A 26,653-nucleotide genomic window follows, 5' to 3' on the forward strand; every position below is an offset into this window, starting at 1 on the left:
TTATGTTTATTTATTTCTAATGAAAAGACATAAATAGGTTGCGCGACACAGTGATAATGATTATCATTATAAATTAGATGCGTATGGTAATAGAATTTAGCCAAATCTAGTAAAGGGAAGAGTGAGATGAAGAAAAGATACTTAATTAGTTTATTTATTTTATTATCCTTTATATCCCTGTTTATTGGGGTCAAAAGCATGTCACCACTCGAGGTATTTAATTTCACGGAGGAGCAGAGTCAGGTGTTCTGGATTAGTCGAGTTCCGCGTCTCGTTAGTATTATTATTGCCGGAGCCAGTATGAGTATTTGTGGACTTATTATGCAGCAGCTTAGTCGTAATAAGTTTGTCTCTCCAACAACGGCGGGTACGATGGATGCTGCTAGACTTGGGATTCTCGTTTCCCTTATCTTATTTTCCTCCGCTAGCTTAATGCAAAAAATGATGATTTCGTTTCTGTTCGCTTTAGCGGGTACGTTCCTTTTTATGAAGGTGCTCGATCGAGTGAAATATAAGGATGCGATCTTCATTCCACTAGTAGGGTTGATGTTTGGGAATGTCCTGGGGTCAATTACTACGTTTTTCGCGTATAAGTATGATTTAATGCAGAGCATCGGTTCATGGCTGCAGGGGGATTTCTCAGTCGTATTAAAAGGACAGTATGAACTATTATACATAAGCGTTCCAGGACTTATCATCGCCTACATTTACGCCAATCGATTTACGATTGCTGGAATGGGTGAAGACTTCTCAGTTAATCTTGGCTTAAAGTATAAACAGATTGTTAACATCGGACTCGTTATCGTTGCTTTGGTGACAACCGTTGTCATGTTAACAGTAGGAGCCATTCCATTTCTCGGTTTGATTATCCCTAATATCGTCTCGATCATGATGGGGGATAATCTGAAAGCGAATCTGTTTCCAACTGCCATGATGGGCGCAGTATTTGTGTTAATCTGTGATATTCTTGGGCGATTGATTATCTATCCTTATGAAATATCGATTGGTTTGATGGTTGGCGTCATCGGAAGTATTCTATTTATTTACTTGTTGTTAAGGAGAAGAGCTTATGTCTAAACGTATGAAAAACAGTCTCCTTTTTGTGCTAAGTTTGCTGCTCATTAGCGCGTTTCTATTGATCGACCTGGGAGGAAATGTAGGCTATATTTTGCCGAGGCGTGCAATCAAGATTGTGGCTATTATTGTAACAGGAAGTGCCATTGCATTCTCTACGGTTATCTTTCAGACAATTACAAATAACCGAATTCTAACACCTAGCATTATTGGGCTTGATTCTCTCTATATGCTCATTCAAACCGTCATTGTCTTCTTGTTTGGATCAATGAACATTTTAATCTTAAATAAAAATATTAATTTTCTTTTGTCAGTTGTCTTAATGATGGTGTTCGCAAGTCTATTATTTAAGCTGCTATTTCGAAAAGAAGGTCAGAATATCTACTTCCTGCTTTTAATTGGGTTAATCTTCGGTACACTATTTGGAAGTCTCTCATCGTTCATGGAAATGTTGATCGATCCGAATGAATTTCAGGTTGTACAGGATCGAATGTTTGCGAGCTTCAATAATGTGAACACAGATGTCTTACTTGTATCGATTGCTGCTTTCGTCATTGTATTGGTTTATGCCTGGAAATACATAAAGTACTTGGATGTGCTATCACTAGGGCGTGATCACGCTGTGAATCTAGGCGTTAATTATGATCACATCGTGAAACGATTGTTAATTGTCATTTCGATTCTCGTCTCGATTTCGACCGCACTAGTTGGCCCAATTACGTTTCTCGGACTACTCGTAGTCAATGTGGCACATGAGTTTCTTAAGACGTATCGACATAGCTATCTCATATCAGGATCAATTTTTATGAGCGTGATTGCTTTAGTCGGAGGACAGCTTATCGTCGAACGCGTTTTTACGTTCTCAACATCGATCAGCGTCATTATTAATTTTATTGGCGGTGTGTACTTTATTTATCTTCTACTGAAGGAGAGGAAATCATGATTGAAATCAAAAATGTCTCAAAATCATATGGTAAGAAAAAAGTTGTTCAAAACGTCTCACTCACTGTTCAAAAAGGGACGATCACTTCCTTTATCGGTCCAAACGGAGCAGGAAAAAGTACGCTAATCTCAATGGTGAGTCGCTTGCTTTCGTGTGATGAAGGAGAAGTTTACATCGATGGGAGTGACGTTACAAAAACGAAAAGCAATGAGCTTGCAAAGAAAATCTCGATATTGAAACAATCTAATGAGCTAAACGTTCGGTTAAAAGTACGTGAATTGGTTTCATTCGGTCGTTTTCCTTATTCCCAGGGACGATTAACGAAAGAGGACTGGGCGTATGTAGATGAAGCGATTCGCTATATGGAGTTGGAAGAAATCCAAGATCAATTTATTGATCATTTAAGCGGTGGTCAGAAGCAGCGGGCTTTTATTGCCATGGTTATTGCACAGAATACGGAATACATCATTCTTGATGAACCGTTAAATAATCTTGATATGAAGCATTCTGTTCAAATTATGAAGGTATTAAGACGCCTGGCTGATGAATTGGGGAAAACCGTCTTAATCGTAATTCACGATATTAACTTCGCATCGGTTTACTCAGACCAAATCGTTGCACTTAAAAATGGATCGCTAATAAGAGAAGGGCGAACCGAAGAGATGATTACGACAGAAGTACTGCAAGAAATTTATGATATGCATATTCCTATTGAACAATATGGTGATCACCGTATTGGAATTTATTTCTCATAAAATTCAAAATTCATATTGACAAATGATACTGATAATCATTATCATTAAGTTAAATGATTCTGGTCATTCTTTTTTATTGTAAATAATTGAGAATTGATATCAATTCTATCTACACTTCAAAAAAGGGATAAGGGGAGAAGAATAATGAGGAAATGGATTTTGGTTTTAGCTCTATCAGCTCTAGCACTAATCGTATCTGCATGCGGTACGAATAATTCGGAAGCAACAGAAGTAAATGCAGAAGCGAAGGGATCATCAGAAACAGAAGAAGTAACCGTGAAGCACGACCTTGGAGAAACAACGGTTCAAAAAAATCCTGAGAATGTTGTTGTCTTTGATTTTGGTACACTAGATACTCTCGATAAACTGGGTGTAGAGGTAGCGGGTGTTCCGCAAGCTAATATTCCATCTTACCTTTCAAAATATGAAGCAGATACATACGAAAACGCTGGCGGTTTGAAGGAACCAGATTTTGAACAAATCGCAGAAATGAACCCCGGGTTAATTATCATTTCAGGCAGACAGTCGGATGCCTATGAAGAATTAAGTAAGATTGCACCAACGATTTATATGGGAGTCGATACAACAGACTATATCCCTTCATTCAAAAAGAATGTCACAACGCTTGGTGAGATTTTTGGGAAAGAAGCAGAAGCGGAAGAAGAATTAGCGAAAATTGATGAAGAAATTTCATCTGTTCAGGATCTTACATCTTCTTTAGATGAAAAAGGATTAATTACACTCGTGACTGGTGGTAAGGTAAGTGCTTACGGAGCTGGGTCAAGGTTTGGACTCATTCACGATGTGTTAGGGTTACCTGAAGCGGATGCAAATCTTGAAGCATCGACGCATGGACAAAGTATTTCATTCGAATACATTGCAGAAAAGAACCCTGGGTATCTTTTCGTTGTTGATCGTGACGCTGTTGTAGATGGTGGCGAAACGTCTGCAAAGGAAGTAATTGAAAATGAACTTGTGAAAAATACAGATGCTTATAAGAATGATCACATCGTTTATTTAGATCCGAACTACTGGTATTTATCTGGTGGCGGACTGGAGTCAGTGACAGAAATGGTTAGCGAGATTAAAAAAGGAATCGAGTAACATGAAAGCCCCCTTCGAACGTTCGAAGGGGGTTTTTTGATTAAGGCTGATACACCTTACCATCCGCATCAATGTAAACCGTATGAAGAATTGTCCGCTCAAATGAAGCTCCTTTTTTAGTATGACCGTTCACATCAAGCGTGATGTGATAAACGCCTTCACCAGCATTTTTAATAGGAAAGGACTTTTGAGCACTCAATTTTTCCTGAGACACTTTCTTTTGTTTCGTTTTTCTATTTTTACTATATTGAATCACAATATCTCCTTCGATTGAATCTTTCACTACGTTGTTTTCGTCGATATTCAGCTTCACTTCTTTTGCAGAGCTCTTCAGTTGGAGCTCTTGATTTAGTTCGCTTTCATAAGCAACTTGCATTACGTAACTTTCTTTCTTTGATTGCTTTACTTTTAGTTTCCATTTGCCTGCTTTAGGGAGATCTATTTTCAACTGATGATGAAACGCTCCTTCAAACATCTCCTCATCTTGAGAGGTGGCTGTCACCGGATACGTTTTCTGATCGGGCCCTTGAAGGGTGATCACCGAATCCTCGTTTTGACTCATCCAATCGAGTGAAATGCTTTTCGTATCTTCTTCTACATCAAACTTTTCCACTTGCGTTCCTTTAAATTCACCACCTCGAATGAGGACATTAGCTTCATCAGAAGCTGCCGTTTCATTGATAGAAGTAAGCGGGGCAAAGGCAGGGATCGACTGTGTTAAGTAAGGTTCAAATAAGTTAAACGTAGCGCCTCCAGTTCGAATGGATGAGTGATCCCAATTCCCAATGCGAATCTCATTTCCATAGGGAAGTCTCGAACTGTTCACCGTAACGGCGCCATCATTTGAGCCATATTGTCGTAAATACAAACCGCCCCAGTAGAGCGCGCCACCGAAATTCCCCCAACTAGTTCCTCCAAACGTGTAGTATGGTGTGGATGAAATGTTCGGTGTTGAATCGGTAACGGAGCGGAAATAGCTCATATAGCCTGTCTGAAGCGAATAAGTGGCGTCATTTCGATTTCCGATAATCGCAGCTAACCACCCCGCCCAGCTGCTGTGGGCAAGATCAGCTAGCTGTGAACCTTTGTGTGGGGTGGAGAGCGTAATGACTTTATCAACATATTGCTGCGCATTTGCATGAACGATGGCAGCCTGTGCATCAACCCCGCCTTTGCTGTGGGTAACAAGAATCACTTTCTTCCCAAAGTATGTGTTGATCTCTGCTAGTTTGTTAGCAAGCAGCTGTCCGTTGTCCCACATGTTTTTCGTAGGGTATAAATCAATGAAAGCCGTTTGGTAGTTCTTGTTGTATGTAAGTTCATCCATATCGTTTTGATCAATCCAGGTGTTCGACGAGCTGTTTAAGCCGTGGACAAATACGAGTGGAAGAGAGCCGGGCTTGACGGTCGTGGGTTCATCGCCAATGTACCATTCGCCGGGTGTACCAGTTGCATCACCTTTTCCGATAATGCCGGCTTGTGCGTCCTGAGCGAAAGGGGGGGCGAGCAAGAAGATCATCACCAATAGTGACACCAACCATTTCTTCATAAAACCCTCCTATTTGAAATGAGTCTTATACTTCTTCAACTATAAGAATATTCAGTTTATTAAACAAGGAGCGTTTTCACTAACTTTCTTAGTTGGATTATAGGTCAATAGTACGGCAATCGCTGTTCATTCGACGGGTTTCTAGAAAGTTCTTCTAAGCGTTTCCTCTCTCATTGAAAAGCTGTGTCAAAGGTACTATTACAACGTTCCACAAAAAACGATCCAGACTTATAAATGTCTGAACCGTCAATTCTTAGTTTCTATTCGTTTTCTTCTTCAAGACCATTCTTTTCTATAATCGCATCAGAAAGGCGGAGTTGCTCTGGTACCTTTTCGATTTGATCATCACATTTATCAAGCGATACTTTCTCTTCCGTAGAAACGTCATAGCACGTTCCATTTCCGGCATCTTCTGTTAAATCAGCTTCGTAATAATAATTACGATAGCGGAAAGACCCATCTCGAAATGCAGTGAGGTTTGGTTGATCATCCAGAAGAGAATTCCCCATCATATACGGCATTTCCATATTTAACATGTCAGCGATTGTTGGGGCGATATCGATTTGCCCGCCGTTTTCTTTGATCACCTGGCCACTACCTTCATTTGGTTTCTTAATGAAGAGGGGTACTTGACGATCGAGTTCAAAAGCATCTACGGCGCTTTCAACATTGGCTTCCTTTCTCATCTCGCTGCCTTCGTTCGTCAGTCCGCTATCATGGTCACCATAGAAGATCACGAGGGAGTCTTCCCACATCCCTTTCTGCTTTAACTCGTCAACCATTAGCCCAACGGCCTGATCGACATAATAAACAGTTTGATAGTACCGTTTTAACATCGGATCATCATATCCCGATAAATCCAGATCCCTTTCTTCTTCCGGAATTTCATATGGCGTGTGGCTCGTTAATGCCACCATGAACGCAAAGTAAGGTTCTTTTAACGTTTCCATATGTTCAATAGAGGTCGTGAGAAAGTTTTTATCATTTAAAGCCATGCCGATTTTTTTCTGATTAGGGTAATCTTTGTTGCTAAAGAAATGATTGAAGCCAATGTTCTCATACACTTTGTCGCGATTCCAAAATCCTTTGTCATACGCATGCATGGCTGCTGTGTCATAGCCATTCTCTTTCAGTAGCTCCGGTAATGATCCAAATTCATTTTCCGGAAAACGTGTATAAACGGATCCCGATTTCAAGGGGTAGAGGGACGTATTTGTTATAAATTCAGCATCAGATGTCCTTCCTTCATGTGTTTGATGATAAAACGAAGAGAAGTACAACGTTTCTTCTTTTAACTCGTTTAAGTTGGGGGTCAGTTCCTTCCCGTTGATTTTCTGCTCAATCAGAGAACCTTGAAAGGATTCTAGTTGAATCATAATGATATTCGGTTTTATAGGAGAACCATCCGCGTTTTCAGAATTATTTTCTGCAAGCTTTTTTTGTTGTTTCACGGTTAAGTTCTTTTCAGAGTCAAGGGCTCCCATCACACCTCTCCAAAGATCAACACCGTGGTAGCCCCAGAAACCAAGCTTGTAGTAGTCTCGCATATCTGAAACAGATTGGTTTGGCGACTGATCTTCTTTAACAGCGCTAAAAATTAACGGTGTCGCAAACAGAACGACTCCGATTAGAAATGTGGTACTTGCCATCGTTCTTCGTTTTTTCTTCGTTACTTCAAACGTTTTCGTTCTCGTGAAAAAGAGTATCAAAAGAAAGATCATAACATCAGCGAAAAGGAAAAAGTCTTGGAAGCGAATGAGCGCCATAAATCCACCGCCAACATCGCTCATTTGAAGCATTTGTGAAAAGAGGGAGACGGAAAGCATATCTTCAAAATAGCGGTAATACCAGAGATCTGAGATTAGAAGAAGACTATGTAAAAATAAAAGCGTGAGCCAAATCCACCGTCGTTTCTTCCATTGAATCAGAAGTGTCCAGCTAGATAAAAGCAGCATGCCGGCAAGATTCATAAGGAGAAATTCCAATGGAAAAGCTGTATTTGTAAAGTAGCTAAATAGCATAAATTTTAGAACGGCGAGAAGTAAATAGAGAGCATAACCGAAAAATATCATGGGATCCTCCTAACGTCTGTCTTCAGTGTCGACTATTCTTTACCCAAAAATGCATGAGGAGGAACGTTAGAATGTGCTATATGTGTGTTTTTTCCAATGAGTGTAAGGAGCACGCGTCTTTTAAGGAGATTAGGAATCTGTAAATAAAGAGTTGAATGGTCCGATCTTGTTTACTCTCTGGCTCATACTGGGAATACCTTTCAAAAAGGAGTGGTATCGATGGCATTTGACTATGATCTTGATTTTGACAATATTAATTTTCGAGAACAGCCTGAAAAATATCGTGTTGGTCGAGGTGAGCAGGGGGTTCTAATGGTAGAGCCTTATAAAAGTGAAATCCTCCCACACTGGCGCTTTAAAACGCCTGATATTGCGAAGGAGTCTTCTGAAAAAATCTATCAAATGTTTCGAGACTATCAGGAAAATGATGATTTCGTAGGAATGGATATGGCCCGCAAGTTCATTCAAATGGGTTATACAAGAGCTCGTCGCTATGCGAATTACAAAGGCGGTAAGAAATACGACAGTGACGGTGACGTGAACGAGCGAGATATTGATGAGGAAAAAGCCGAATCTGCGAGGATTTTTGAAGAGAAGTGGAAGATTGTCCGTACGGATGAAGCTTATTTAGAGAAGAAGAAGGAACATCAGAAGAAGTACGGGTAATTCACGCGTCTGCAGCGGTTTCGCGGAATTATTTTAAATATCGCGGACAAACCGGTGTAATTCGCGGAATTAATGTGAAAAGCGCGGAATAAAGTTGATTTTCGCGGAAATCTCCACTAATAGGGGGCTTTATTATTGTGTATCGAATTAAAACAACGAAGAACTCTTGTTGATAGGAGTTCTTTTTTTTATAATGAAGGATCAACTGTGCTTCAGTAAGTTATTCTTCACTTGCGAAAGCATCCTTGCAAGTTGCTTCGTTTCCGTTTCATTTAAATCTTCAGTGAGCTGATTTTCTAATTCATCTCTTACATGATATAGCTGTTGTTGTTTTTCTTTCCCTAGTTCTGTAAGACAGATAATTTTAGAACGAGCGTCTCCATCTAGTGATTCTCTAGTAACCAACCCTTTTTGTATTAAAATATCGATTAGCTTAGATAGAGAGGAGGCTTTTATTCCAAGGTTTTTTTGAATGTGTGACTGGTTTACTCGATCTTCTTCATAGAGAACAAACATAACATTCATATGTGAGATGCTAAGATCTTCTTTCAGTAATCGTTCGTTTTGAAGCTGCTTTACTAAATGAGATATTTGCTGGACTTGATACCCGATGTCGTCAATATGAGATTTATGCATAAGCGTTTACCTCCTAAACTAATTGTATTTTAGCATAGTGATAAGAAGAATATCGATCACAGTTTAATTAGTTTCCTAACTAATTAAACTGTGTTATGCTCTTCTTTGTAATAAAGGAGGATGAAAGATGAACAAATTATCCAGAGCGGGTGTCTTTTCATTAATGCTTGCTGCTAGCTTAACAATCATGGTAGGAAGTGCTATTACACCGGCACTTATTCAAATATCAGAGCATTATGGAGTAGAGGATATGGCGACATGGCTGACAACCTTGCCTGCACTTGGCGTTGTGTTATTCGCTCCAATTGCTGGCCGATTGATTGATCGGGTCGGATCTTATATCGCTTTATTTAGTGGCTTAATACTGTATGGAGCGATTGGAGTTTCAGCTATTTGGCTTTCAGGAACAATTCCTATTTTTGCTGATCGTATCTTGCTAGGTGGAGCGACGGCGATCGTTATGTCATCCTCGACAGGCCTATTGGCCGAATTTTTTGTGGGTGAAGAGCGGTTGAAGATGATTGCTCTTCAGGGAATGTCCATTGAAGCAGGCGGTATAATTTTTCTAAGTATTGGAGGAGTACTTGGTGGATTAGGATGGCAGTGGCCTTTTATGATTTATTTAATCGCATGGGTTGCCCTATTGTTTCTCATCATTTTCGTACCTTTTCGAAAATCGAGCAATTTGGAAGAAGAGCAAGAGTCGAATACAGCCAATGCTACATCTATTTTGTCCGTCTTACTTGCGGCATTATTAGCAATGACGATGTTTTTTATCGCTTTTATCACCTTACCATTCTATCTAGCAGAAAACTTCGGGTTGGGATCTGCCAGTACAGGTTATTTTTTAGCAATGATTTCTTTAGTAGCTGTCATTTCAGCGAGCGTTATGCCTAAAATGGTGAAACGGTTTTCTGATTACCAAACGCTTCTTGCCGGTTTTTCTTTGTTTACAATTGGCTTTATCATCTTGACTGTAGGACAAAGTTTATTTGCATTGGCAATCCTCGCCGGAATCGTGATAGGTTTTGGTTTCGGATTTACCATTCCTTTGGCGAACCATATGGTTGTTGAAAAAAGTAATGTAAGTAATCGAGGGAAGAACCTTGCTTATTTCTCTTCTTTTACGTTCTTAGGACAATTTCTTTCTTCTTTCGTTGAAGGAATTTCAAGTAATTTAGTGGTTATTTACCTGATTGCTGTGATATTTGGATTATTGATTATTATATTTTATAGTCTATGGCTTAAAAGAAACAAAAAGCGTCAAATACTGCAAGTTCAATAAACTTTCAGCAATATAAAAGCCACATCCTCAGGATGTGGCTTTTGTCGTTATCGTCTTAACTTCTGAAGCAAATGAAGAATCTCAATATATAACCATACGAGCGTAACCATGAGCCCGAATGCGCCATACCACTCAAGGTGTTTTGGTGCACCGCGGTTTGCGCCGTTTTCGATAAAGTCAAAATCAAGGACAAGGTTAAGCGCTGCGATGGCAACAATGAATAGACTAATGCCTATCCCCACGACGCCGTTCGAGTGTAAGTAAGGAACGTTGGCGTTCAAGAAGAGATTCAGCCCAAGGTCAATAATATATACAACAAAGATCGCAAGCGTTGCGGATACGATCATTAATCGGAAGTTCTTTGTTACCTTAATAATTCGAGCAGCATATAAGAAGAGCAGAACGCCCATAACGGAAAAGGTAAGAGCGGCGGCTTGAATAACGATTCCGGGATATCGGGCTTCTAGAATTGCGGATAAACCACCAATCGCAAATCCTTCAAGCGTGGCGTAGATTGGACCTGTAATCGGTGCAGCACGATGAAAGAATGCTGTAATCAGTGCAAAGATCAGTCCACCGATCGCACCAATGACCATCATCGTATACACATCTTCTCCCTGAGCATAGCGGTACCAGGTATAGATGGATGAACCGAGTAAAAAGAGGAATAAGAAGAACGTCTTTGCTACCGTTCCTCCAATTGTCATCGCTTCACCTTGATCACGTGTTTTGTTAAAGGTATTATTTTTTAAAACGGGATTTCCGCTTCGCATCATGTATACTTCATCCTTTTCGTAAGAGTAGATTCATTATAATAGATATGTTCCCAATTTTAATTCTAATCTAACTTACGATTAAAGAGCTGAGAAAGTTTCAGGTAGTATTTTCCTCATGAGAATGTGAGGGATGCCATCTTCCATAAAAACATCTGACTTTGTTTCATAACCAAGCTTATGATAAAACCCCTCTGCTTGTACCTGCCCATGTAGCTTTACATTCGTAATGCTTTTCTTTATGGCAAGCTCTTCAAGCTTATGTACGATTAAATTACCGATCCCAAGCTTGCGGTGTGACTTTAAAATACAAATTCGTTCAAATTTACCTTCCCCGTCAACAATACGCCATCTAGCCGTGCCCACTGCTTTGTCCGCATCCAAAACGAGAATATGCTCTGCTGTATCGAGAGAATCAAATTCGTCATATTCCTCGTCTTCAGGCGTGCCTTGTTCTTCGATAAAAACTTCTTTTCGTATCTTAAAGGCTTCCTTTAATGCTTCTTCTGTTTCTATTCTTACTGCAATCATTCTTTAATAGCCTCCTAATTCCAACCTATTGTATAGATTGAGTATAATCATTTTCTATAATATCTGTAAACGAAGACGTTTTGTTGATTTCTCGATTTTTTGCTCAAAACGATCGATGATTTGAACTGGGTAGATCAAACTCATAATAATAAGTATAAATCTAATCAAATTCGTGCATTCCTTATATGAGGAGTGAGCGAAAATGCTATTTAACATTGTTGCTGCGTTTGTAATTCCATGGATCGCTGGAATCTATCTTGTGAAAAAAGATTTTACGCTTTTTCTTCTGATTGCCCCTTTTGCTGCCTTTGTAGCGATTATTTTTGATGTGGTAGGAATACATTTTGATTTCTGGCGTATTGACCCTGAATATGAAATGGAAACCATCTCAGCGATGCCGATGTATTTTGGTATTTATCCGATTCTAGCAGGATTTTTGTTTATGTCTATTAAACGAACTTCATTTCATCCTTTTGTTATTATCCTATGCTTTTCTTTGATCACAACAATCATTGAAGGGATTGGGGTGTGGATTGACCTTGTACACTATTCTAATGGATGGACGATCTACTGGACATATGTTTCATACTTGCTTATCTCGTATGCTATGGATACTTTTTAGTATTAAAAAGGCACGTGCCGATATAATGAAATCAAAAGCCCTTCCTACAAAATAGGAGGGGCTTTTGATTTAAGCTAGAGGTTATAACAATTAGAGCTGAACTTTAAGTTCTTCTAGTCCGCGTAATAAGAACATATTGCGCCATTTTGCATCCTCAGGAGCTCCTGCTAATTGAATCGAAGGGAAAGCAGAAAGTAATTTTTGATAGGCAATCTTTCCTTCTAACCTTGCTAGTGGAGCACCAAGGCAGAAGTGAATGCCATAGCCAAATGCGATGTGAGGATTTGGTTTACGAGTAATATCAAACTTATTCGGATTGTCGAACTTCTTCTCATCTCGATTAGCAGATGAGATGGAGGCGAGGATCATATCTCCTTTTGTTAATTGAACACCTTTGAATTCAAAATCTTCTTCTGCCCAGCGAGCGGTCGAGAAGTCGACGGGGCTATAAAAACGAAGCGCTTCTTCGATCGCACTTTCTGTTAACGAAAAGTCACTTTGCAACAGTTCAAGCTGATCTGGATGTTCGAAGAGAGCGAGCATACCGTTGCCAATTAAGTTAACAGTCGTTTCATGCCCGGCAATAATGAGTAGAAAAACCATTGAATAGAGCTCATCCGAACTTAACTTTTCTCCATCTTCTTCATGTTTAATAAGGTTTGAAATCAAGTCATCTTGTGGATCAGCTTTTCTTTTGTTAAAGAGAGTTGTGAGGTAATCGGTAAACTCCTGTACATCTTTCATGAATTCGCCTTCCATATTGTCGGAAGCGGAGACGATGGAGTTGGACCATTTTCTGAACTTATCTCGATCTTCTGTTGGTACACCAAGCAATTCAGAGATGACGATAATTGGTAGAGGAAAAGCAAAATCATCAATTAGGTCTACGACATCATTCTTTTGCTTCATTTCTTCAATTAATTGATCAGCAATGGCTTCTATACGCGGAGCTAGTTGTTTAATCGCTTTAGGGTTAAAACCAGGCTGAACAAGTTTTCGTAACCGCGTGTGATCTGGTGGATCAACATCTAGCATCATATGATGAAAAATCTTCGTTTCCATTGGCTCGTCTTCCATACGAGCGCTTTTTGAGAAGAGTTTTGATTGGTCTTTAATAAAGGAAGGACGTTTTAGCAGCTCAAGCACATCATCATAAGAGGTGACGATCCACGTATTGTTACCATTGGAGTTTCCAATGGACGTAATCGGCTCGCTTTGGCGCAAATTTTCGTAGAAAGCATATGCACCTTTTTTAAAGTTGGATTGATAGACAGATTCAACGGATTGCATACAATGTTCCTCCTTTATTGTTTTAAACCATTAGACTGACTGGTCAGTCAATATGGCTAGTATAGATGAAAAACTAAGAATTCTCAATAAACAGTAAGAAGTGTCACACGATCCTCAGATTTCATAGAGAAGCCGTTTTCATTATGGCGAATTAGGAACAAGTAGAACCAGGAACTTGTTGAGGGATAAAACGAGTCTTACACTTTAACTATATTGTGAAATGCTGAACATTAGATTGGAGTTGAGAGATTTGGAAAAAGAAACGATTGATATGATCTGTCGCAGTGCGGTTTCTAAGCGCGATTTACAATCAGACAGAATGGCTCATTATGTCGTTCGTGCTATGTTAGCAGGAGTCTACATCGGTTTTGCTTTGGTACTAAGTTTTACGGTAGGTCAATTTTTCTATGAAGTACATTCGCCTATGACATATGTGATGACCGCTTTATTTTTTGGAATAGCCTTCATTCTCATTGTTTATGGTGGAGGTGAATTGTTTACATCGAATACGATGTATATGACAATTGGGACGATGAAAAAAGTGACGACGTGGAGAGAAACCATTCTCGTTTGGATGACGTGCTATGGAGGAAACTTTCTTGGTATTCTGCTTTTTACGACGCTTCTATACTTTAGTGGAGTATTTCAATCGATTGGTGAGGACCATCTGTTATTAACGATAGCTGAAAAGAAAATGACATTACCGACTTCCTATCTCTTCTTTAGGGCGATTTTTGCAAACTGGCTTGTTTGTCTTGCTGTATGGATTCCTATGCGTGTGAAGGAAGATATGGCCAAAATTATTCTTATGATGCTTCTTGTTTTCACATTTTTTATTTCAGGCTATGAGCACAGTATTGCGAATCTAGCTGTATTTCTCATTTCACTTACTTCTCCTCATTCTGAGGTTATTAATATGGGTGGATTTATTCATAATCTCATCCCTGTAACGATTGGGAATATCGTAGGTGGAGGATTTTTTGTAGGAATGCTCTTTTTCTTTCTAAACGAACCTATAAAAAGGAAAGAAATCCAAAGAAATCCAATAATCGTTTCGGCTACGAAAGTTTCTAATCAAAAATTGTAAAAATTCAGTTTTTCTTATTGGAACAAAGGCGTAAGAGTGATAGGTTAAAGTATAAGGGAGTGATGCTCCTCTCTTCTCTCATCCAAGAGAGGAAGTGGCCGAAGCTCGATGAGTCAACAGCTATTAAGCAAGTATACAAAGATTATGTATCAAGCAATGGTAGCCATTCAATTCATTAGGCAGCATCAGAAAAAGACATGTGACATAAGACAAATCTCCATATTAACCGGCTTTTCAGAAGAGGCCATATTGGAGGCGATGGAGTTTGGGGATTATGATCAGCAAAATCGGCACGAGGAAGCTCTTTAACAAACGATCAGGATGAGGAAGAGAATGAGCGTCCTCCTATTATGGGAATGAATGTTTTTTACATCACAGTATAAGATAAGGATAAAAAGAGTTGCAATCAGGATTTGATTGTAACTTTTTTACTGCCATAGAGGTGAGTTATATGACAGCTCAAGTTCTTTCTACGAATCGACTGATCTTAAGAAAAATGAGAGAGAAAGATGTTGATTACCTATTAGAGATTTTTTCTGATAAGGAAGCAATGAGGTACTATCCTGCATGTAAAAGTAGAGAAGACACGAAGAAATGGGTGGAATGGACGCTGCATCATTACAAAGTATATGGCTTTGGCATGTGGATCGTTGAAGAGAAAAGAAGTGGCTGTTTTCTTGGGCAATGTGGGCTTGTACTTCAAAAAATGGACGGTTGTGTTGAAGTAGAGATCGGCTATCTTTTTGCTAGAAGGTATTGGGGAAGTGGTTATGCAACGGAAGCCGCGTTGGCTTGTAAGAAATATGGTTTTGAAGAAATAGGTCTTTCGAAGCTAATTTCATTAATTGATCCTGAGAACAAAGCTTCTATTAAAGTGGCAAAACGAATTGGGATGTCCTATGAGAAAACGATTCGTAAATGGGATAAAAAGCTTGATTTGTTTTCCTGTATTCCGAAAGTGGAAGAAATGTGAGTTAGCTTTAACAAAGAAAACGCTCGATTATCAATAGAAATGAATAAGATTACTCATCTTTAAAGAGGAATTAGACGGAAAGATAAAGAATATTTACTATGACAACCTTACTATTTATTAGAAAAGTGGTGGCAATGACGATGATACTTACTGCAAAGAGCTTCCTACTCAATTTACTACTCGTTTTTGCACCGTTAAGTATTATTCAGATTCTTTATCTATTGAAGCAGACTTCCTTTTTGAAACGATCATCAGGTTGGTTACTCGCGATCTTCCCTCTTCTTTCCGTTATTCTCTGTATGATGTATCCCATTGTGATTAATGAAAATTTCATTTTAGATTTTAGAAGGATCCCGTTTATTCTTGGGGCTTTATACGGTGGGAAATGGGTATCGCTTATTTACTTGGTCGTCTTATTAAGCTATCGTTTTATGCTTGGAGGAAGTGGTTTCTACCCTACATTGCTTTCATTTTCACTCGTTGCCATTTTCACTTCTTTAGTATCAACACACTTTCTTAAACTGGACCTTAAATGGAAGTTAGCAGTTGCTGCTGGGTTAGATGCCTGTCTGGGGAGTGTATCTACAGTCCTATCACTCGTTTTCTTTGATTCGCAAATAAGCTTAGAAACATGGATTTTATTCAATTCTATTAGCTTAACGGGTGTCGTCCTAGCCACGCTCATTTATGAAGTATTTATTAACCAGTTTAAGTTGCTTCACTCAGTGATGGAGAGCCAGAAGCTAGAGGTGGCGAGTCACCTTGCTGCAAGCATCTCACACGAAGTGCGCAACCCCTTAACCGTTAGTCGCGGTTTTCTTCAATTGATCAACAGTGATTTAGAAGATAAGAAAACGAAGGGGTACATGGAGCTTGCTATTCATGAGCTTGATCGAGCAACAGAAATTATTAATGATTATTTAACCTTCGCCAAACCTTTTCCAGAAAAGGTTGAGAAAATAAATGTAAAAAGTGAACTTGAACAAAGCCTTAGCGTCATTCAGCCTCTTGCTACAATGTCGGATGTGACCATCAACTCAAACATTGATATATCCCCCACTTATATTCAATCAGAAAAGCGTAAATTTCAGCAGTGTCTGTTAAACATCTTAAAAAATGCCATTGAAGCGATGCCAGATGGAGGCGAATTAACTGTTGATGCTTTACATAAAGGTTTTGAATTAAAAGTTAGTATTTCAGACACCGGCATTGGTATGTCAGAAGAGCAGATAGTAAGAATGGGCGAGCCTTTTTTCACTACAAAAGAAAAAGGGACAGGGTTAGGTATGATGGTCTCACATAGCATTATGAAGGCCATGAATGGGGAGATCATTTATGAAAGCTCCCCTAATAAAGGGACAACCGTGATCCTTCTTTTTAAAATAGAAAATGAAGGGTCATAAGTGATGTGTATTCATTTTTTTGGTGGCAAATAGGAAGGTTTTGTTAATGAACAAGAAGGCGCTGGAATCGATGGAGCATAGTGGCTAAGATGGGCTAGGAAATAACAGCTTTCAGGAAAATGATGTTCAAGAAATCGTAATGTCGTATTGTTTAGAACTTCATCGATTTTAAAGAGAGACATCACTTCTTCGACAAGAGCGTTTAAATCTTGAATCGAATGTGCGACTTCATTTGCAAATCGTTGCTGAGCTCGAAAGCCAGATGGTGTAAATCGAAGAAAACCCCGCATGGCTCTGTTTTTTGAGATATACACACGAAATTGGTTTTGAATATTTTGGGCTTTCGTGATGAATTCGACTTCAATCGGATCGAGAATATCAATTAATAGCGAGGCGTGGCCAACTTGATCAGTTAACCATAAGTCCATTAAGTCGAGAAGAGAAAGAGGGGGCGGCACCTTTCCTTCGATGTAGAAAGTAAGCTGACGCAAATATTCTTCATTCTCATCTAGCGTTCCATTAAAGTAAGATGGACTTAGGTTGATGTTGATTTCGTTCCGAATTCTAAGGCGTTGTATCGTGCCTTCGAAATTGAAATAGGCCCTTGCCAGGTGATAAGCTTTACGTGAAAAGGAAATCATAGCGTCAGAGCTTGCGGGTTCATCACGCTTAAGAGGTGTGAGTTGCGCGCGAAGCTCGTCGAAGGCCATAGCAAACTGATTCGCTTCATTCACAAATTTATGTTCCGACGGTGATAAGTAATCACGTACAAAGATCGCGTGATCAGCAAGAATTTCAATCCAGAAATGATGTTCCTGCCATGGAGTAAGTGGTGTCTGAACCAAGTGAGGTGCCTCCTTTGGGCGCAGTCTTTTAGTTAAAAGTATGAAGCTTAGAGCAGGTTATACCAATGAAAGCTCTTTCTGATACATCCTTTAACGAATGATTTTGTTGTAATTGAAACTAATTTGCTTTGAATACGTAAAGAATAAAGAATAGTAAGAAACAAAATGAATGGAGAGTGCCTTATGAAGAAAATCTACAAATCAACGACGAATAAAAAATTAGCGGGTGTTTTAGGCGGATTAAGTGAGGTTATGAATATAGACGCAAATATATTAAGGATTGCATACATCGCACTAACGCTCTTAACATCTGGAATCTTTGTGCTCGTTTACTTTGGGGCTGCTCTTATGCTTCCTTCAGATCAGGAGGTTAAGTTTAAGGATTGAGAAGACGGTTGCATACGTTGGTATGTTATTGGAGGTTTAAATGAAGAAAAACGGTTTTTATTATATCGTGGGAATGATTAGTTCTTTCTTGATATTCTGTTCTGGACTCTTTTCCTTGTTTGGATGGATCGACTTATCCTCAAACTTCCTTTCTGCGATTTTTGCAGTGATGGGATTCCTAGGGGTTCTTACAAATAGCATGCAGCTGAAGATGGCTTTGAAAGAAAGTTATACAAATCACCACTAAGGTGAATTGGTTTTGTAACAACGATCATATTTCCTTCACTGAGTAAGATAAGAAAAAGGGCTTAGCGATTATGCTAAGCCCTTTTTTTAGTTGAAGATTGTATGCGAAATGAACATAATGAAGGGAATGAATGAAAACTAATGTTGGTTCATTTTAATCCATCACGTTACGTTGACGATTAGGAGGGAATGGAGGATGGATCATAAGTTTACAATTGGCCAGATGTCAAAACTCCATGATATTCCTGTGAAAACACTTAGGTATTACGATGAAATTGGGCTTTTCAAGCCATTTGAAGTCGATGATCAAACAGGTTATCGCTATTATTGTTTAGAACAATTTAAAAAATTGGACATGATTTGGTATTTGAAAAAGATGGGCATACCGTTAAAAGAAATAAAGAAAAAAGTAGAGCATAGCACCGTAGAGGAATTTATTGAAATTCTATCTGAATATGAACGAATTAATGATGAGAAAATCAATGAATTAGTAAAGATGCAGAAGCATTTGAAAACGAAGATATTGGATTTAAAGCAATCGAGAGATATTCTCTTCATTGGTGAACCGCAAATTCGTACACTCCCTCACCGCTATTTATTAGCCATTCAGGGTCAGTTCCATACGCTAGATGATATTGAAAGCGTGCTACGCGGTTTAAAAAAGGAGATTGATCACGTTACTCCGATCATGGTTGGGAAAGTAGGGTTTATTCTATCAGTCGAGCATATGAAAACACGAGAAACGATGGAGTATGACGGATTGTTTATTTTAATTGAAGATGATAGTGAAATTGATCATCAAAAGATTATGACACTTGAAGAGGGGGAGTATGCGAGTGTTTATATGAGAGAAGGGAGAGAGAAAGATAATGCTTATTATCAAACCCTATTGAGCTTCGTATCTGAACAGGGTTATGAGCCAGATGGACCTTTTTTCATTCGACAAATTGTTGATTCGTTTATCTCACATAAAGAGGATGAACGTTTGCGAGAGATTCAAATAAAAGTAAAAGCTGTAGGGGAGAAGAAGTCCTTCCCAAAATAGAAGACACCTTCTGTTTTTTTCTTTAGTCCACCTATCTTTAATATAAATGTTCGGAAAATATAGCTTGTATAACTAATGGTATTAGTTATATTTAAACTAATCATATTAGTTAACGGGGAGGATAAGAAATGAGAATAATAAAGGAACAAACCGTCTATCAGCTTTCGTTCATGGCCAATTGGTTTCCTGTTAATTGTTATTTTGTTGAAGAAGAGGAGAGTTTAACGTTAATCGATGCAGCCCTTTCTTTTAGTAAAAACGCTATCCTAAAGGCGGCCGCTCAAATTGGGAAGCCGATCAACCGAATCATTATTACACATGCACATACGGATCATATGGGAGCACTTGATGGGTTAAAGGCAAGTCTTCCTCATGCGGAAATTCTTCTTCCTCAAAGAGAGTTGAAATTGTTAAATGGTGATTCATCACTCGAGGCTGGCGAAGGAGATCTTCCAGTAAAGGGCGGCGTACCTAGAAACAGTAAGACGCAGCCAGATGTTCTTCTTAAAGAAGGAGATATGGTTGGCTCACTGATCGCGATTGAGGCTCCTGGACACACGCCTGGCATGATGGCTTTTATAGATAAACGAAATCAAATACTAATAGCCTCAGATGCGCTCCAAACAAAGGGCGGCGTAGCGGTAGCTGGTGATTTACGCTGGCGGTTTCCATTTCCTACTCTGGCTACGTGGGACAAGGAACGTGCGATTGCCACAGTGGAAAAGCTAGCTTCGTTTAACCCATCCGTTATTGGGGTGGGACATGGAGATTTTCTATATGAACCAGAAGCGCTGAAAAGAGCTATCCTTCAAGCAAAAAAGCGGGTGGAGGGATAAGTGAAAATCACAAAGGATATCGTGATTAAAGAAGCACTCGATATTGCAGAGCGAGAAAATGTTTCAAAGGTAACGATGGCAACCATTGCCCGTAATCTATCGATAAAACCCCCTTCTCTTTATAATCATTTCGATGGCTTAGATGACATCAAAAACGCCATGGCTGTTTCGGCGTTGAACCAGTTTTTCAATTGGTTGTCAGAGAAGACAGAAAACCAGACGGATGGGAGAGAAACAATTCTAGCCTTAACAGAGGCGTACATAACCTTTGCACTTCAGCACCCAGGTTTGTATGAAGCTACTTTAATGGCGGCGAATCCTCTTCAGTCTGATGTCCAAGAAGCCGGAGAAGCGATTGTCACCTTAACGATGAAGGCGTTTGAGCCATATCACTTGTCAGAAGTGGAAAGAATCCATATCGTCCGAGGGCTTCGTAGCTTTTTACATGGAATGGTTGATTTGTATCATAAAGGCGGCTTTCAGCTACCTATTTCTTTGGAAGAGTCTTACCGGATGATTGTTGAGACCTATTTGAGTGGAGTAGTAAATCGAAGAACATTAGAAGGAGAAACCATACTAAAAAGGAGAAGACCGTAAGACGGCTTTCTCCTTTTTAGTATGATTTAATTGTTTTAAGAAGGTGTTGCTTCAGCTGAAATAGCCTGTGCCAGGTTTGAAGTGATGCGAATTTCACCGAAATCAATGCCTAGTTGAACGGCTGTTTGAGCAATTTCTGGACGAATGCCAGATAGTGTAGCAGTAACACCAATTAATTTAAGACCTGTAATCAGCTGGAATATTTGTTGAGCTACCCGTGTATCGACGAGATACACGCCAGATAAATCAATGAAAAGATGATCGACTCGTTTACTTGTACACCCTTCAAGCGTGTTCTCGAAGATCGCCGATGCTCGATCTGAGTCAATGTCACCGACTAGCGGCAGGAGAGCTTTTCCGTTAGGGAGGTCAATCAATGGCGAGCTTAGTTCATTAATCGTTTGCTGTTGTTCTTCAATACGGGCGTTCAAATGATTTGATTTTTCTTCAACGACGCGGGTCATGAGCACATCAATGGCTTCAATCACAGCATACTTCCAGATATCAATACTTTTCTGTGAGACAAGATCTTCTGTTTCTTTTGTATACATGTCAATGAAGTCCATATATTGCTCGCGTACGCGCAGAAATTCCCTCATGATCAGGGGAGTCGGAGTGTTCAAATGTTCAGGATCACGTCCAATTTCTCGTACCCAGTCTTCGAATTCCTCAAAGAATTCGTCTTTCTTCATAATGAAGATTTTGCACAAATGTAGGTGGAATTCAAGATTCTGAGCTTTAAGTCCTTTGATGACTTCTGGATCAGTAGAAGAATAAACACCAGTTCCACTTTTATCAAGTGATGCATACCAATCTTCTGTTAATTGTTCTGCTTTATTTAATAAAAATTGATAAAGTTCTTTGTTTCTTTGCATGAATAAGTGCTCCTCTCGATCCTTGATAATTATTTAATTTATTTCAGCGATAAAATCGTTGTGCTCACTCTATCTCTAATAAAATACGATAACTCCTTCTCTGTATTTATTATACCAAGCTTTCACATAATCAACGAATAGATTTACTTAAGTTGCATTAACAAAGTTTTTAAGCGACTCACAAATAGTAGAACATAAAAGGAGGCCTTTTGTTTAAGGCTCCGTTTTTGTTTGGTAGTTGTTATGGAATTATGAGATTCTAGAGCAATGAGTATTGGTAAGCTTGAGGCAAAGTTTGGTTATGGCAATGGAAAGGTGTTTTTCTTTATGAAGGATTTGCGGTGAGGCCCAAATCTGAGTGAAAAGCTTAGTGATTATTTCTTCGTGATCAGATCGAGGAGTGTCACTGTTGGACAGGATGCGAGAGACGTGGTGAATATATGTATCATACAATTCATTCAAGGAACTTCTGTCTTTGGCAATTAGTTTTTGAATGAGTTGAGTTTGGTTCTGCATGTTTTATCTCCCTATAATAGTAGTCATAATTTTGTAATTCCACTATACCAATTATTTCAAACTCTAAATTCTTGAATTCGAGATATATAATGTGCAATTTGTGTTTAATAGAGAGTTAATTTTGCGGAATTTTCTTGAAATGACTGATAACTATTTGATATAGTGAATGCGGAGATGTATGGAAAGGGGATCATGAACATGTGTGGACAAATCCTGTAATGGTTTAGATTTATTGATAATCCTATTTAAGTAGGGATAGGTATGTCAATGGAACCTATACAGGGGACACCGCGTTCATGATTGATAAATGATCAGGACAGGGCCTTAGGCTGCTGTCCTTTTTCGAATCATCTCCTTTCACATTGGTCAGGTGTTCCTCATAAGGAGGAAATTAAATGAATAACCAAAGGAATCGCATTGCCATTGTTACAGGCGTTAGCCGTCCGAACGGGATTGGTGCTAGCATATGTCGTGAGCTTGCTAGGAAGGGCCATGATATTTTCTTTACTCATTATTTGAAGTATGACGTTAGCACAGGTTATAAGGATGCTACCGAGACGTTCCCAGTCATATTCAAAAAAGAGCTGCAGGAAATGGGTGTCATAGCTGAAGAAATGGAACTGGATTTAAGTGAGCCTAATGCATCAGAGAACCTTTTAGCACAAGTGATGAAAATGACCGGAGAGCTTGTGATTCTAGTAAACAATGCGACGCACTGTGTAGAAGTCGATCATGATGCATTATCAGCGGAAATCATTGATCAGCACTGTGCTGTTAACGTAAGAGGAACGTGCATGCTGTCTGTTACTTTTGCGAAGCAGTTAAAGAAGCAACAAGCGGAAGGCAGAATCATCAACTTTGTTTCTGGACAGGACAAAAGCCCACAGCCTGGCAATCTTGCATATATTACGACAAAAGGAGCAATCTCAGCGTTCACGGCATCACTATCAACTGAGCTTGCGCCTTACAACATTACAGTGAATGCCATTGATCCTGGACCAACTGATTCAGGGTGGATGGATGATGAACTCCAAACTTTTCTAAAGCCGAAGTTTCCGACGGGACGTATCGGCACGCCTGATGATGCGGCGAGACTTGTTGGTTTTCTAGCGAGTCATGAAGCAAGGTGGATTACAGGACAAATTATTCATTCAGATGGCGGCTTTCGAGACTAACGTTTTTGAAATCATCAAAAAGCGTGCTGACAACAAGTCAGCACGCTTTTTATTAGAACAAAACATAGGAAACAACGACATATAATAACGCCATCACGAGTGAAGGAGCAGCATAGCGCCACTGACTTCGGAGTGTTTGTGGACGTAGAAGCAAGTACATAATCACGATCGTCATTAACAAACCAAGTCCTGCAATGAAGATATGAGACAGATCAACTGCAGCTAGAATCGGTCCTTTTCGATAGAGAACATCAGTCAGGGCTAATAGCTGAATGTTAAAGAGATTGCTTCCAAGAATCGATCCAATCGCCATATTGTAGTTTGCTAGTTTGAAAGCAGCAAGCACCGTGACAAGCTCTGGTAAAGAGGTTGAAGCAGCAATGAGAAAGCTACCGACAAAGCTTGCATTCATACCCGTTGCCTCAGCTAGTCTGTCTCCCGCAATGGATAAAATACTTCCTGATACGAATACAATGAGTGCTGCGACGATAAAGCCAATGACGGCAGTGCGAAGAGAGTAATCTTTTGTAGGTACATCTTCCTGCTCCCCATCGTCGCTTGAAATGTATTTCATTGATAAGACATATAATAAAACAATGACAACCATTTCAATCCCGACACCAAATATGGAAATCGTTCCTGGAATTAACAGAGAGACGATTAAAATGACGAGGAAAAGGAGACCGACGAGGGCAGATGGGACATTTGCCTTCGTGTTTACCTTCTGAAACAATCTTCGTCGTCTATAAATTAAGTCCACTACTGCTAAAATTAAAAGGTTAAAAACGTTACTTCCAAGCATGTTACCGACTGCGATATCAGGATTATCGATATACACAGCTGTTAAACTCGTTGTTAATTCTGGAAGTGATGTGGCTCCCGCAATTAAGAATGTCCCTACAACAGCTCCACTTAATGAAGATTTCTTACTAATAACATCACCGAACTGATTCAGGTAAATAGCGGCACCGACAACTACGGCAGCTGCAAGAAGAAAGATAAGAATGATCATGTGTAACTCCTCTCCGCCAGCGCATACGAAAAAACCCTGGCACAACAAAATTGTACCAAGGTCTTGCGTACTAAAAAGCTTAGCCCGATGAACCAGGTATCGTAATACCGTATTGATGATTAATCAGCCGTTACCGGTCGCTACTCCCCTTGTTACTTTAACTATAGCTCGGTTTAAATTTAAAGTCAACGAGAAGGATTGAACATTGTGTGAGTTTAAGAGAAAAAGAAGGGAGGCAGTTTGGGATGAATCTAAATTTGTTAGTGATTGGCATTTTACTTCTAATTGTTTCTTATTTGGTAGGCGTATTGAAACAAACGTGGTTATTGGCTGGATTTAATGAAAAAGCGATTCGTGATAAAGCTAGGTTAGGAAGGGTGGTAGGCGGAGTTTTTTTACTTCCTTTAGGGATGGTATTCATTGTTCATAGTTTCATTGCTTATCCGTGTGATCAATGGGTTCTTGTCTTTACTATGATCCTTTTGTTACTGAGCGTTTCTCTGTATATCAATCAGAAATTATTTGAGGAATAGCGGTTAATAGAGGATAGAACTTCTCTCTTCTCTAATAAAATGATTGAAACTTCTTTCTCACCTCAGTCGTAAAAGAAGAAAGCGTTTTATTGAGAGAGGAGGTAGAGAGATGATCGAAGTAATCGTAACGATTATTTTCTCAATCGTCTTTTTAATAGGGATCTATATACAAGTAACGAGAAGAAAACAGATGGGTTTAACAGGCTTTAAATCAGCTATTTCCCCGATTTGTTTCTTGATCAGTGCTGCGCTCAATCCTTTAGGATACTGGTTTGGTTTCCTCGGGTTATATAGTTTACTAGGATCGATGCTTTTTCTATTAATAGGAGCTTACTTTGTAAAAGAGATGCAGGTGCCAAAAGCACATGAAAGAGGGGAGAACGTATGAAGGAAATATGCTAATGATAACGCTCTTGACGTGACTCACGATGATTAGTTTGTTATCCATATACTACATAAACAAATCACCAGCAGGTATTTCGAAGGAAGTGATCATGTCTATGGTTGTTGGAGTGATGTTCATGCTAGGAAATAGCATAAGGATAGGCCGTAATGGGGAGGAAAGAGAATGAAAATCATAAGAGTTCTCTTGTTGAGTGTTATGATTATTGCTGCTAGTAGTATCGCATGGTTAGGGTTTTCTGGTGGGAACGAAAACCTGTTTCGCTTAGTCATCAGCATCACTGTATTCGCATCACTTTGTTTCTTTTATATAGAAGAAACAAAGAAAAAGCAGCGAAGAGTGACGCTGATTTTCATTGGACTTAGCTTTTTTTCAGTAGTGGTTGGAATTGTTCAATTAATGAATAGCTAACAAGCGTATTAGGTCAGGAGCGTCGCTGTTGGACTCTTTTGTTGTCTACTTCACCATCAGATCGATAAATTGTTGCAGCGGTGGTGAAATCCATTTTCGTTCTTTGTATACAATTTGCGTGTAGAGAGTGATGTTATTCGAATGAAATGGAAGCACGGCAACATGCCCATTTTGAATTTCTCGCTCAACCGCTATTCTTGGTAGAAGCGCAATACCGAGTTGATCCGCGACACATTGCTTAATGGCTTCAAGACTACTAAAGGAAATGATCGATTTCGCTTGTACGTTGGCTTCTTTTAGCCACTTTTCTAGAAGAACTCGATAGGCGCAGCCTTCTTCGGTCAGAATGAGCGTTTCCTCCTCTAATTTCTTTAAATCCAATACACCAAGTTTCGTGAAATGATGTTGGGGAGGGGCAATCATGACCATTTCTTCCTGACGTATGGGGATCGTTGTTAGATCAGGATGATGTTGTAATTGGTCTAACAAAATAGTGATGTCGTACGTGCCATCTACTGTGCCGCCAATTAAGTTTTGACACTGACCAGATTCAAGTCGGATGCGTAATTCAGGATGCTTTTCTTTGAGCGTTTTAATATAAGGTGTAATATAATACGCTGCAAGTGTTTCGCCAGTTCCAATGCGAATGGTCCCTTTTAAATTGGCATCAGTTCGAAGGTGAGCTTTTGCTTCATCTGCAAGCTTTATAATTTCCTTCACGTAATCATAAAGCTGTTCTCCTGATGACGTTAACCTCATTTTCCTTCCAACACGCTCAAACAGTTTCACGTGATAATAGTCTTCAAGCTTCTTGATTTGAGTCGTTACACTCGACTGAGCATAACCTAGTTCTTCTGCTGTTTGTGTGTAGCTTCCTGATCGAACGACTTCATTAAAAGTATAAAAGTAATTTAAATCCATCAGACCCTCCATTAATAATTTCGATAGTTAGTATCAATTATTATAGATAACGTTGATGTTTGTTGCAATGATATACTTCTAAGGAATA

30 protein-coding genes are annotated in these 26,653 nt (G+C 39.3%); 20 read left to right on the forward strand and 10 right to left on the reverse strand.

The window, feature by feature from the left end; genetic code table 11:
• Window positions 1-126: 126 nt before the first annotated feature.
• From IQ283_RS12760 to IQ283_RS12775, 4 genes are all read left to right on the forward strand, one after another.
• Window positions 127-1,077, forward strand: a complete 951-nt coding sequence (locus IQ283_RS12760; RefSeq protein WP_194220524.1) for an ABC transporter permease — start codon at window positions 127-129, stop codon at window positions 1,075-1,077.
• A complete protein-coding gene (locus IQ283_RS12765) occupies window positions 1,070-2,017 on the forward strand; it encodes an iron chelate uptake ABC transporter family permease subunit (protein WP_194220525.1) in 948 nt (315 codons plus the stop codon). The genes IQ283_RS12760 and IQ283_RS12765 overlap by 8 nt, the downstream gene beginning before the upstream one ends.
• The gene (locus IQ283_RS12770) at window positions 2,014-2,772 is read left to right on the forward strand and encodes an ABC transporter ATP-binding protein (RefSeq protein WP_194220526.1); all 759 of its coding nucleotides are present in this window, start codon (window positions 2,014-2,016) and stop codon (window positions 2,770-2,772) included. Before IQ283_RS12765 ends, IQ283_RS12770 begins: the two co-directional genes overlap by 4 nt.
• Window positions 2,773-2,916: 144 nt before the next feature.
• Window positions 2,917-3,876, forward strand: coding sequence for a siderophore ABC transporter substrate-binding protein (locus IQ283_RS12775; protein WP_194220527.1), 960 nt, complete (start codon window positions 2,917-2,919; stop codon window positions 3,874-3,876).
• A gap of 40 nt (window positions 3,877-3,916) precedes the next feature.
• On the opposite strand, the gene IQ283_RS12780 is transcribed toward IQ283_RS12775, so the two are convergent.
• Both IQ283_RS12780 and IQ283_RS12785 read right to left on the reverse strand, forming a co-directional pair.
• Entirely contained in the window at window positions 3,917-5,425 is a 1,509-nt protein-coding gene (locus IQ283_RS12780; protein ID WP_194220528.1) for an esterase/lipase family protein, read from the reverse strand.
• A gap of 260 nt (window positions 5,426-5,685) precedes the next feature.
• On the reverse strand, window positions 5,686-7,497 hold the full coding sequence (locus IQ283_RS12785) for an LTA synthase family protein (RefSeq protein ID WP_194220529.1): 1,812 nt from the start codon (window positions 7,495-7,497) through the stop codon (window positions 5,686-5,688).
• Between the two features lie 219 nt (window positions 7,498-7,716).
• Between IQ283_RS12785 and IQ283_RS12790 the strand changes: the two genes are divergently transcribed.
• Window positions 7,717-8,163 carry a DUF4385 domain-containing protein gene (locus IQ283_RS12790; RefSeq protein ID WP_194220530.1) on the forward strand — a complete coding sequence of 149 codons (447 nt, stop codon included), beginning with the start codon at window positions 7,717-7,719 and terminating at the stop codon, window positions 8,161-8,163.
• Between the two features lie 201 nt (window positions 8,164-8,364).
• Here IQ283_RS12790 and IQ283_RS12795 read toward each other — a convergent pair whose 3' ends face one another.
• Window positions 8,365-8,799: a MarR family winged helix-turn-helix transcriptional regulator gene (locus IQ283_RS12795; protein ID WP_194220531.1), complete on the reverse strand. Its 435-nt coding sequence runs from the start codon at window positions 8,797-8,799 to the stop codon at window positions 8,365-8,367.
• A gap of 127 nt (window positions 8,800-8,926) precedes the next feature.
• Between IQ283_RS12795 and IQ283_RS12800 the strand changes: the two genes are divergently transcribed.
• On the forward strand, window positions 8,927-10,084 hold the full coding sequence (locus IQ283_RS12800) for an MFS transporter (RefSeq protein WP_194220532.1): 1,158 nt from the start codon (window positions 8,927-8,929) through the stop codon (window positions 10,082-10,084).
• 47 nt (window positions 10,085-10,131) lie between these two features.
• Here the strand turns inward: IQ283_RS12800 and IQ283_RS12805 are convergent, their stop codons facing one another.
• Both IQ283_RS12805 and IQ283_RS12810 read right to left on the reverse strand, forming a co-directional pair.
• Window positions 10,132-10,857, reverse strand: coding sequence for a Bax inhibitor-1/YccA family protein (locus IQ283_RS12805; RefSeq protein WP_194222218.1), 726 nt, complete (start codon window positions 10,855-10,857; stop codon window positions 10,132-10,134).
• Window positions 10,858-10,938: 81 nt separating this feature from the next.
• The gene (locus IQ283_RS12810) at window positions 10,939-11,385 is read right to left on the reverse strand and encodes a GNAT family N-acetyltransferase (protein ID WP_194222219.1); all 447 of its coding nucleotides are present in this window, start codon (window positions 11,383-11,385) and stop codon (window positions 10,939-10,941) included.
• Between the two features lie 205 nt (window positions 11,386-11,590).
• Between IQ283_RS12810 and IQ283_RS12815 the strand changes: the two genes are divergently transcribed.
• Complete coding sequence (locus IQ283_RS12815) at window positions 11,591-12,010, forward strand: CBO0543 family protein (protein ID WP_194220533.1); 420 nt, start codon at window positions 11,591-11,593, stop codon at window positions 12,008-12,010.
• Window positions 12,011-12,100: 90 nt separating this feature from the next.
• Here IQ283_RS12815 and IQ283_RS12820 read toward each other — a convergent pair whose 3' ends face one another.
• Complete coding sequence (locus IQ283_RS12820) at window positions 12,101-13,300, reverse strand: cytochrome P450 family protein (protein ID WP_194220534.1); 1,200 nt, start codon at window positions 13,298-13,300, stop codon at window positions 12,101-12,103.
• A gap of 250 nt (window positions 13,301-13,550) precedes the next feature.
• On the opposite strand from IQ283_RS12820, the gene IQ283_RS12825 reads away from it, so the two are divergent.
• The 4 genes from IQ283_RS12825 (at window position 13,551) to IQ283_RS12840 (ending at window position 16,763) form a co-directional block, all read left to right on the forward strand.
• Window positions 13,551-14,387: a formate/nitrite transporter family protein gene (locus tag IQ283_RS12825; RefSeq protein ID WP_194220535.1), complete on the forward strand. Its 837-nt coding sequence runs from the start codon at window positions 13,551-13,553 to the stop codon at window positions 14,385-14,387.
• A 108-nt stretch (window positions 14,388-14,495) separates the two neighbouring features.
• Window positions 14,496-14,696: a hypothetical protein gene (locus IQ283_RS12830; protein WP_194220536.1), complete on the forward strand. Its 201-nt coding sequence runs from the start codon at window positions 14,496-14,498 to the stop codon at window positions 14,694-14,696.
• 142 nt (window positions 14,697-14,838) lie between these two features.
• Entirely contained in the window at window positions 14,839-15,360 is a 522-nt protein-coding gene (locus IQ283_RS12835) for a GNAT family N-acetyltransferase (RefSeq protein ID WP_194220537.1), read from the forward strand.
• A 140-nt stretch (window positions 15,361-15,500) separates the two neighbouring features.
• Window positions 15,501-16,763: an ATP-binding protein gene (locus tag IQ283_RS12840; protein WP_206759460.1), complete on the forward strand. Its 1,263-nt coding sequence runs from the start codon at window positions 15,501-15,503 to the stop codon at window positions 16,761-16,763.
• Between the two features lie 11 nt (window positions 16,764-16,774).
• Here IQ283_RS12840 and IQ283_RS12845 read toward each other — a convergent pair whose 3' ends face one another.
• Window positions 16,775-17,608 carry a DUF2935 domain-containing protein gene (locus IQ283_RS12845; RefSeq protein ID WP_194220539.1) on the reverse strand — a complete coding sequence of 278 codons (834 nt, stop codon included), beginning with the start codon at window positions 17,606-17,608 and terminating at the stop codon, window positions 16,775-16,777.
• A gap of 183 nt (window positions 17,609-17,791) precedes the next feature.
• On the opposite strand from IQ283_RS12845, the gene IQ283_RS12850 reads away from it, so the two are divergent.
• The 5 genes from IQ283_RS12850 (at window position 17,792) to IQ283_RS12870 (ending at window position 20,719) form a co-directional block, all read left to right on the forward strand.
• Window positions 17,792-17,995 (forward strand): PspC domain-containing protein, encoded by a 204-nt coding sequence (locus tag IQ283_RS12850; protein ID WP_194220540.1) that lies wholly within the window; start codon window positions 17,792-17,794, stop codon window positions 17,993-17,995.
• A 40-nt stretch (window positions 17,996-18,035) separates the two neighbouring features.
• Window positions 18,036-18,242: a hypothetical protein gene (locus IQ283_RS12855; protein ID WP_194220541.1), complete on the forward strand. Its 207-nt coding sequence runs from the start codon at window positions 18,036-18,038 to the stop codon at window positions 18,240-18,242.
• A gap of 195 nt (window positions 18,243-18,437) precedes the next feature.
• On the forward strand, window positions 18,438-19,286 hold the full coding sequence (locus IQ283_RS12860; protein ID WP_194220542.1) for a MerR family transcriptional regulator: 849 nt from the start codon (window positions 18,438-18,440) through the stop codon (window positions 19,284-19,286).
• A gap of 128 nt (window positions 19,287-19,414) precedes the next feature.
• Window positions 19,415-20,122, forward strand: coding sequence for an MBL fold metallo-hydrolase (locus IQ283_RS12865; RefSeq protein WP_194220543.1), 708 nt, complete (start codon window positions 19,415-19,417; stop codon window positions 20,120-20,122).
• On the forward strand, window positions 20,123-20,719 hold the full coding sequence (locus IQ283_RS12870; protein WP_194220544.1) for a TetR/AcrR family transcriptional regulator: 597 nt from the start codon (window positions 20,123-20,125) through the stop codon (window positions 20,717-20,719).
• 35 nt (window positions 20,720-20,754) lie between these two features.
• Here IQ283_RS12870 and IQ283_RS12875 read toward each other — a convergent pair whose 3' ends face one another.
• Window positions 20,755-21,594 carry an STAS domain-containing protein gene (locus IQ283_RS12875; RefSeq protein WP_194220545.1) on the reverse strand — a complete coding sequence of 280 codons (840 nt, stop codon included), beginning with the start codon at window positions 21,592-21,594 and terminating at the stop codon, window positions 20,755-20,757.
• 911 nt (window positions 21,595-22,505) lie between these two features.
• On the opposite strand from IQ283_RS12875, the gene IQ283_RS12880 reads away from it, so the two are divergent.
• Window positions 22,506-23,285, forward strand: a complete 780-nt coding sequence (locus IQ283_RS12880) for an SDR family oxidoreductase (RefSeq protein ID WP_194220546.1) — start codon at window positions 22,506-22,508, stop codon at window positions 23,283-23,285.
• A 52-nt stretch (window positions 23,286-23,337) separates the two neighbouring features.
• On the opposite strand, the gene IQ283_RS12885 is transcribed toward IQ283_RS12880, so the two are convergent.
• Complete coding sequence (locus IQ283_RS12885; protein ID WP_194220547.1) at window positions 23,338-24,297, reverse strand: sodium:calcium antiporter; 960 nt, start codon at window positions 24,295-24,297, stop codon at window positions 23,338-23,340.
• A 245-nt stretch (window positions 24,298-24,542) separates the two neighbouring features.
• On the opposite strand from IQ283_RS12885, the gene IQ283_RS12890 reads away from it, so the two are divergent.
• The 3 genes from IQ283_RS12890 (at window position 24,543) to IQ283_RS12900 (ending at window position 25,644) form a co-directional block, all read left to right on the forward strand.
• Window positions 24,543-24,830: a DUF3784 domain-containing protein gene (locus IQ283_RS12890; protein WP_194220548.1), complete on the forward strand. Its 288-nt coding sequence runs from the start codon at window positions 24,543-24,545 to the stop codon at window positions 24,828-24,830.
• Window positions 24,831-24,939: 109 nt separating this feature from the next.
• Complete coding sequence (locus tag IQ283_RS12895) at window positions 24,940-25,218, forward strand: hypothetical protein (RefSeq protein ID WP_194220549.1); 279 nt, start codon at window positions 24,940-24,942, stop codon at window positions 25,216-25,218.
• Window positions 25,219-25,398: 180 nt separating this feature from the next.
• Window positions 25,399-25,644 carry a hypothetical protein gene (locus IQ283_RS12900; RefSeq protein WP_194220550.1) on the forward strand — a complete coding sequence of 82 codons (246 nt, stop codon included), beginning with the start codon at window positions 25,399-25,401 and terminating at the stop codon, window positions 25,642-25,644.
• Between the two features lie 45 nt (window positions 25,645-25,689).
• Here IQ283_RS12900 and IQ283_RS12905 read toward each other — a convergent pair whose 3' ends face one another.
• A complete protein-coding gene (locus IQ283_RS12905; protein ID WP_194220551.1) occupies window positions 25,690-26,565 on the reverse strand; it encodes a LysR family transcriptional regulator in 876 nt (291 codons plus the stop codon).
• Window positions 26,566-26,653 lie beyond the last annotated feature (88 nt).

The organism is Pseudalkalibacillus hwajinpoensis (genome assembly GCF_015234585.1).
GTDB classification, from domain to species: Bacteria; Bacillota; Bacilli; order Bacillales; family Guptibacillaceae; genus Guptibacillus; species Guptibacillus hwajinpoensis_B.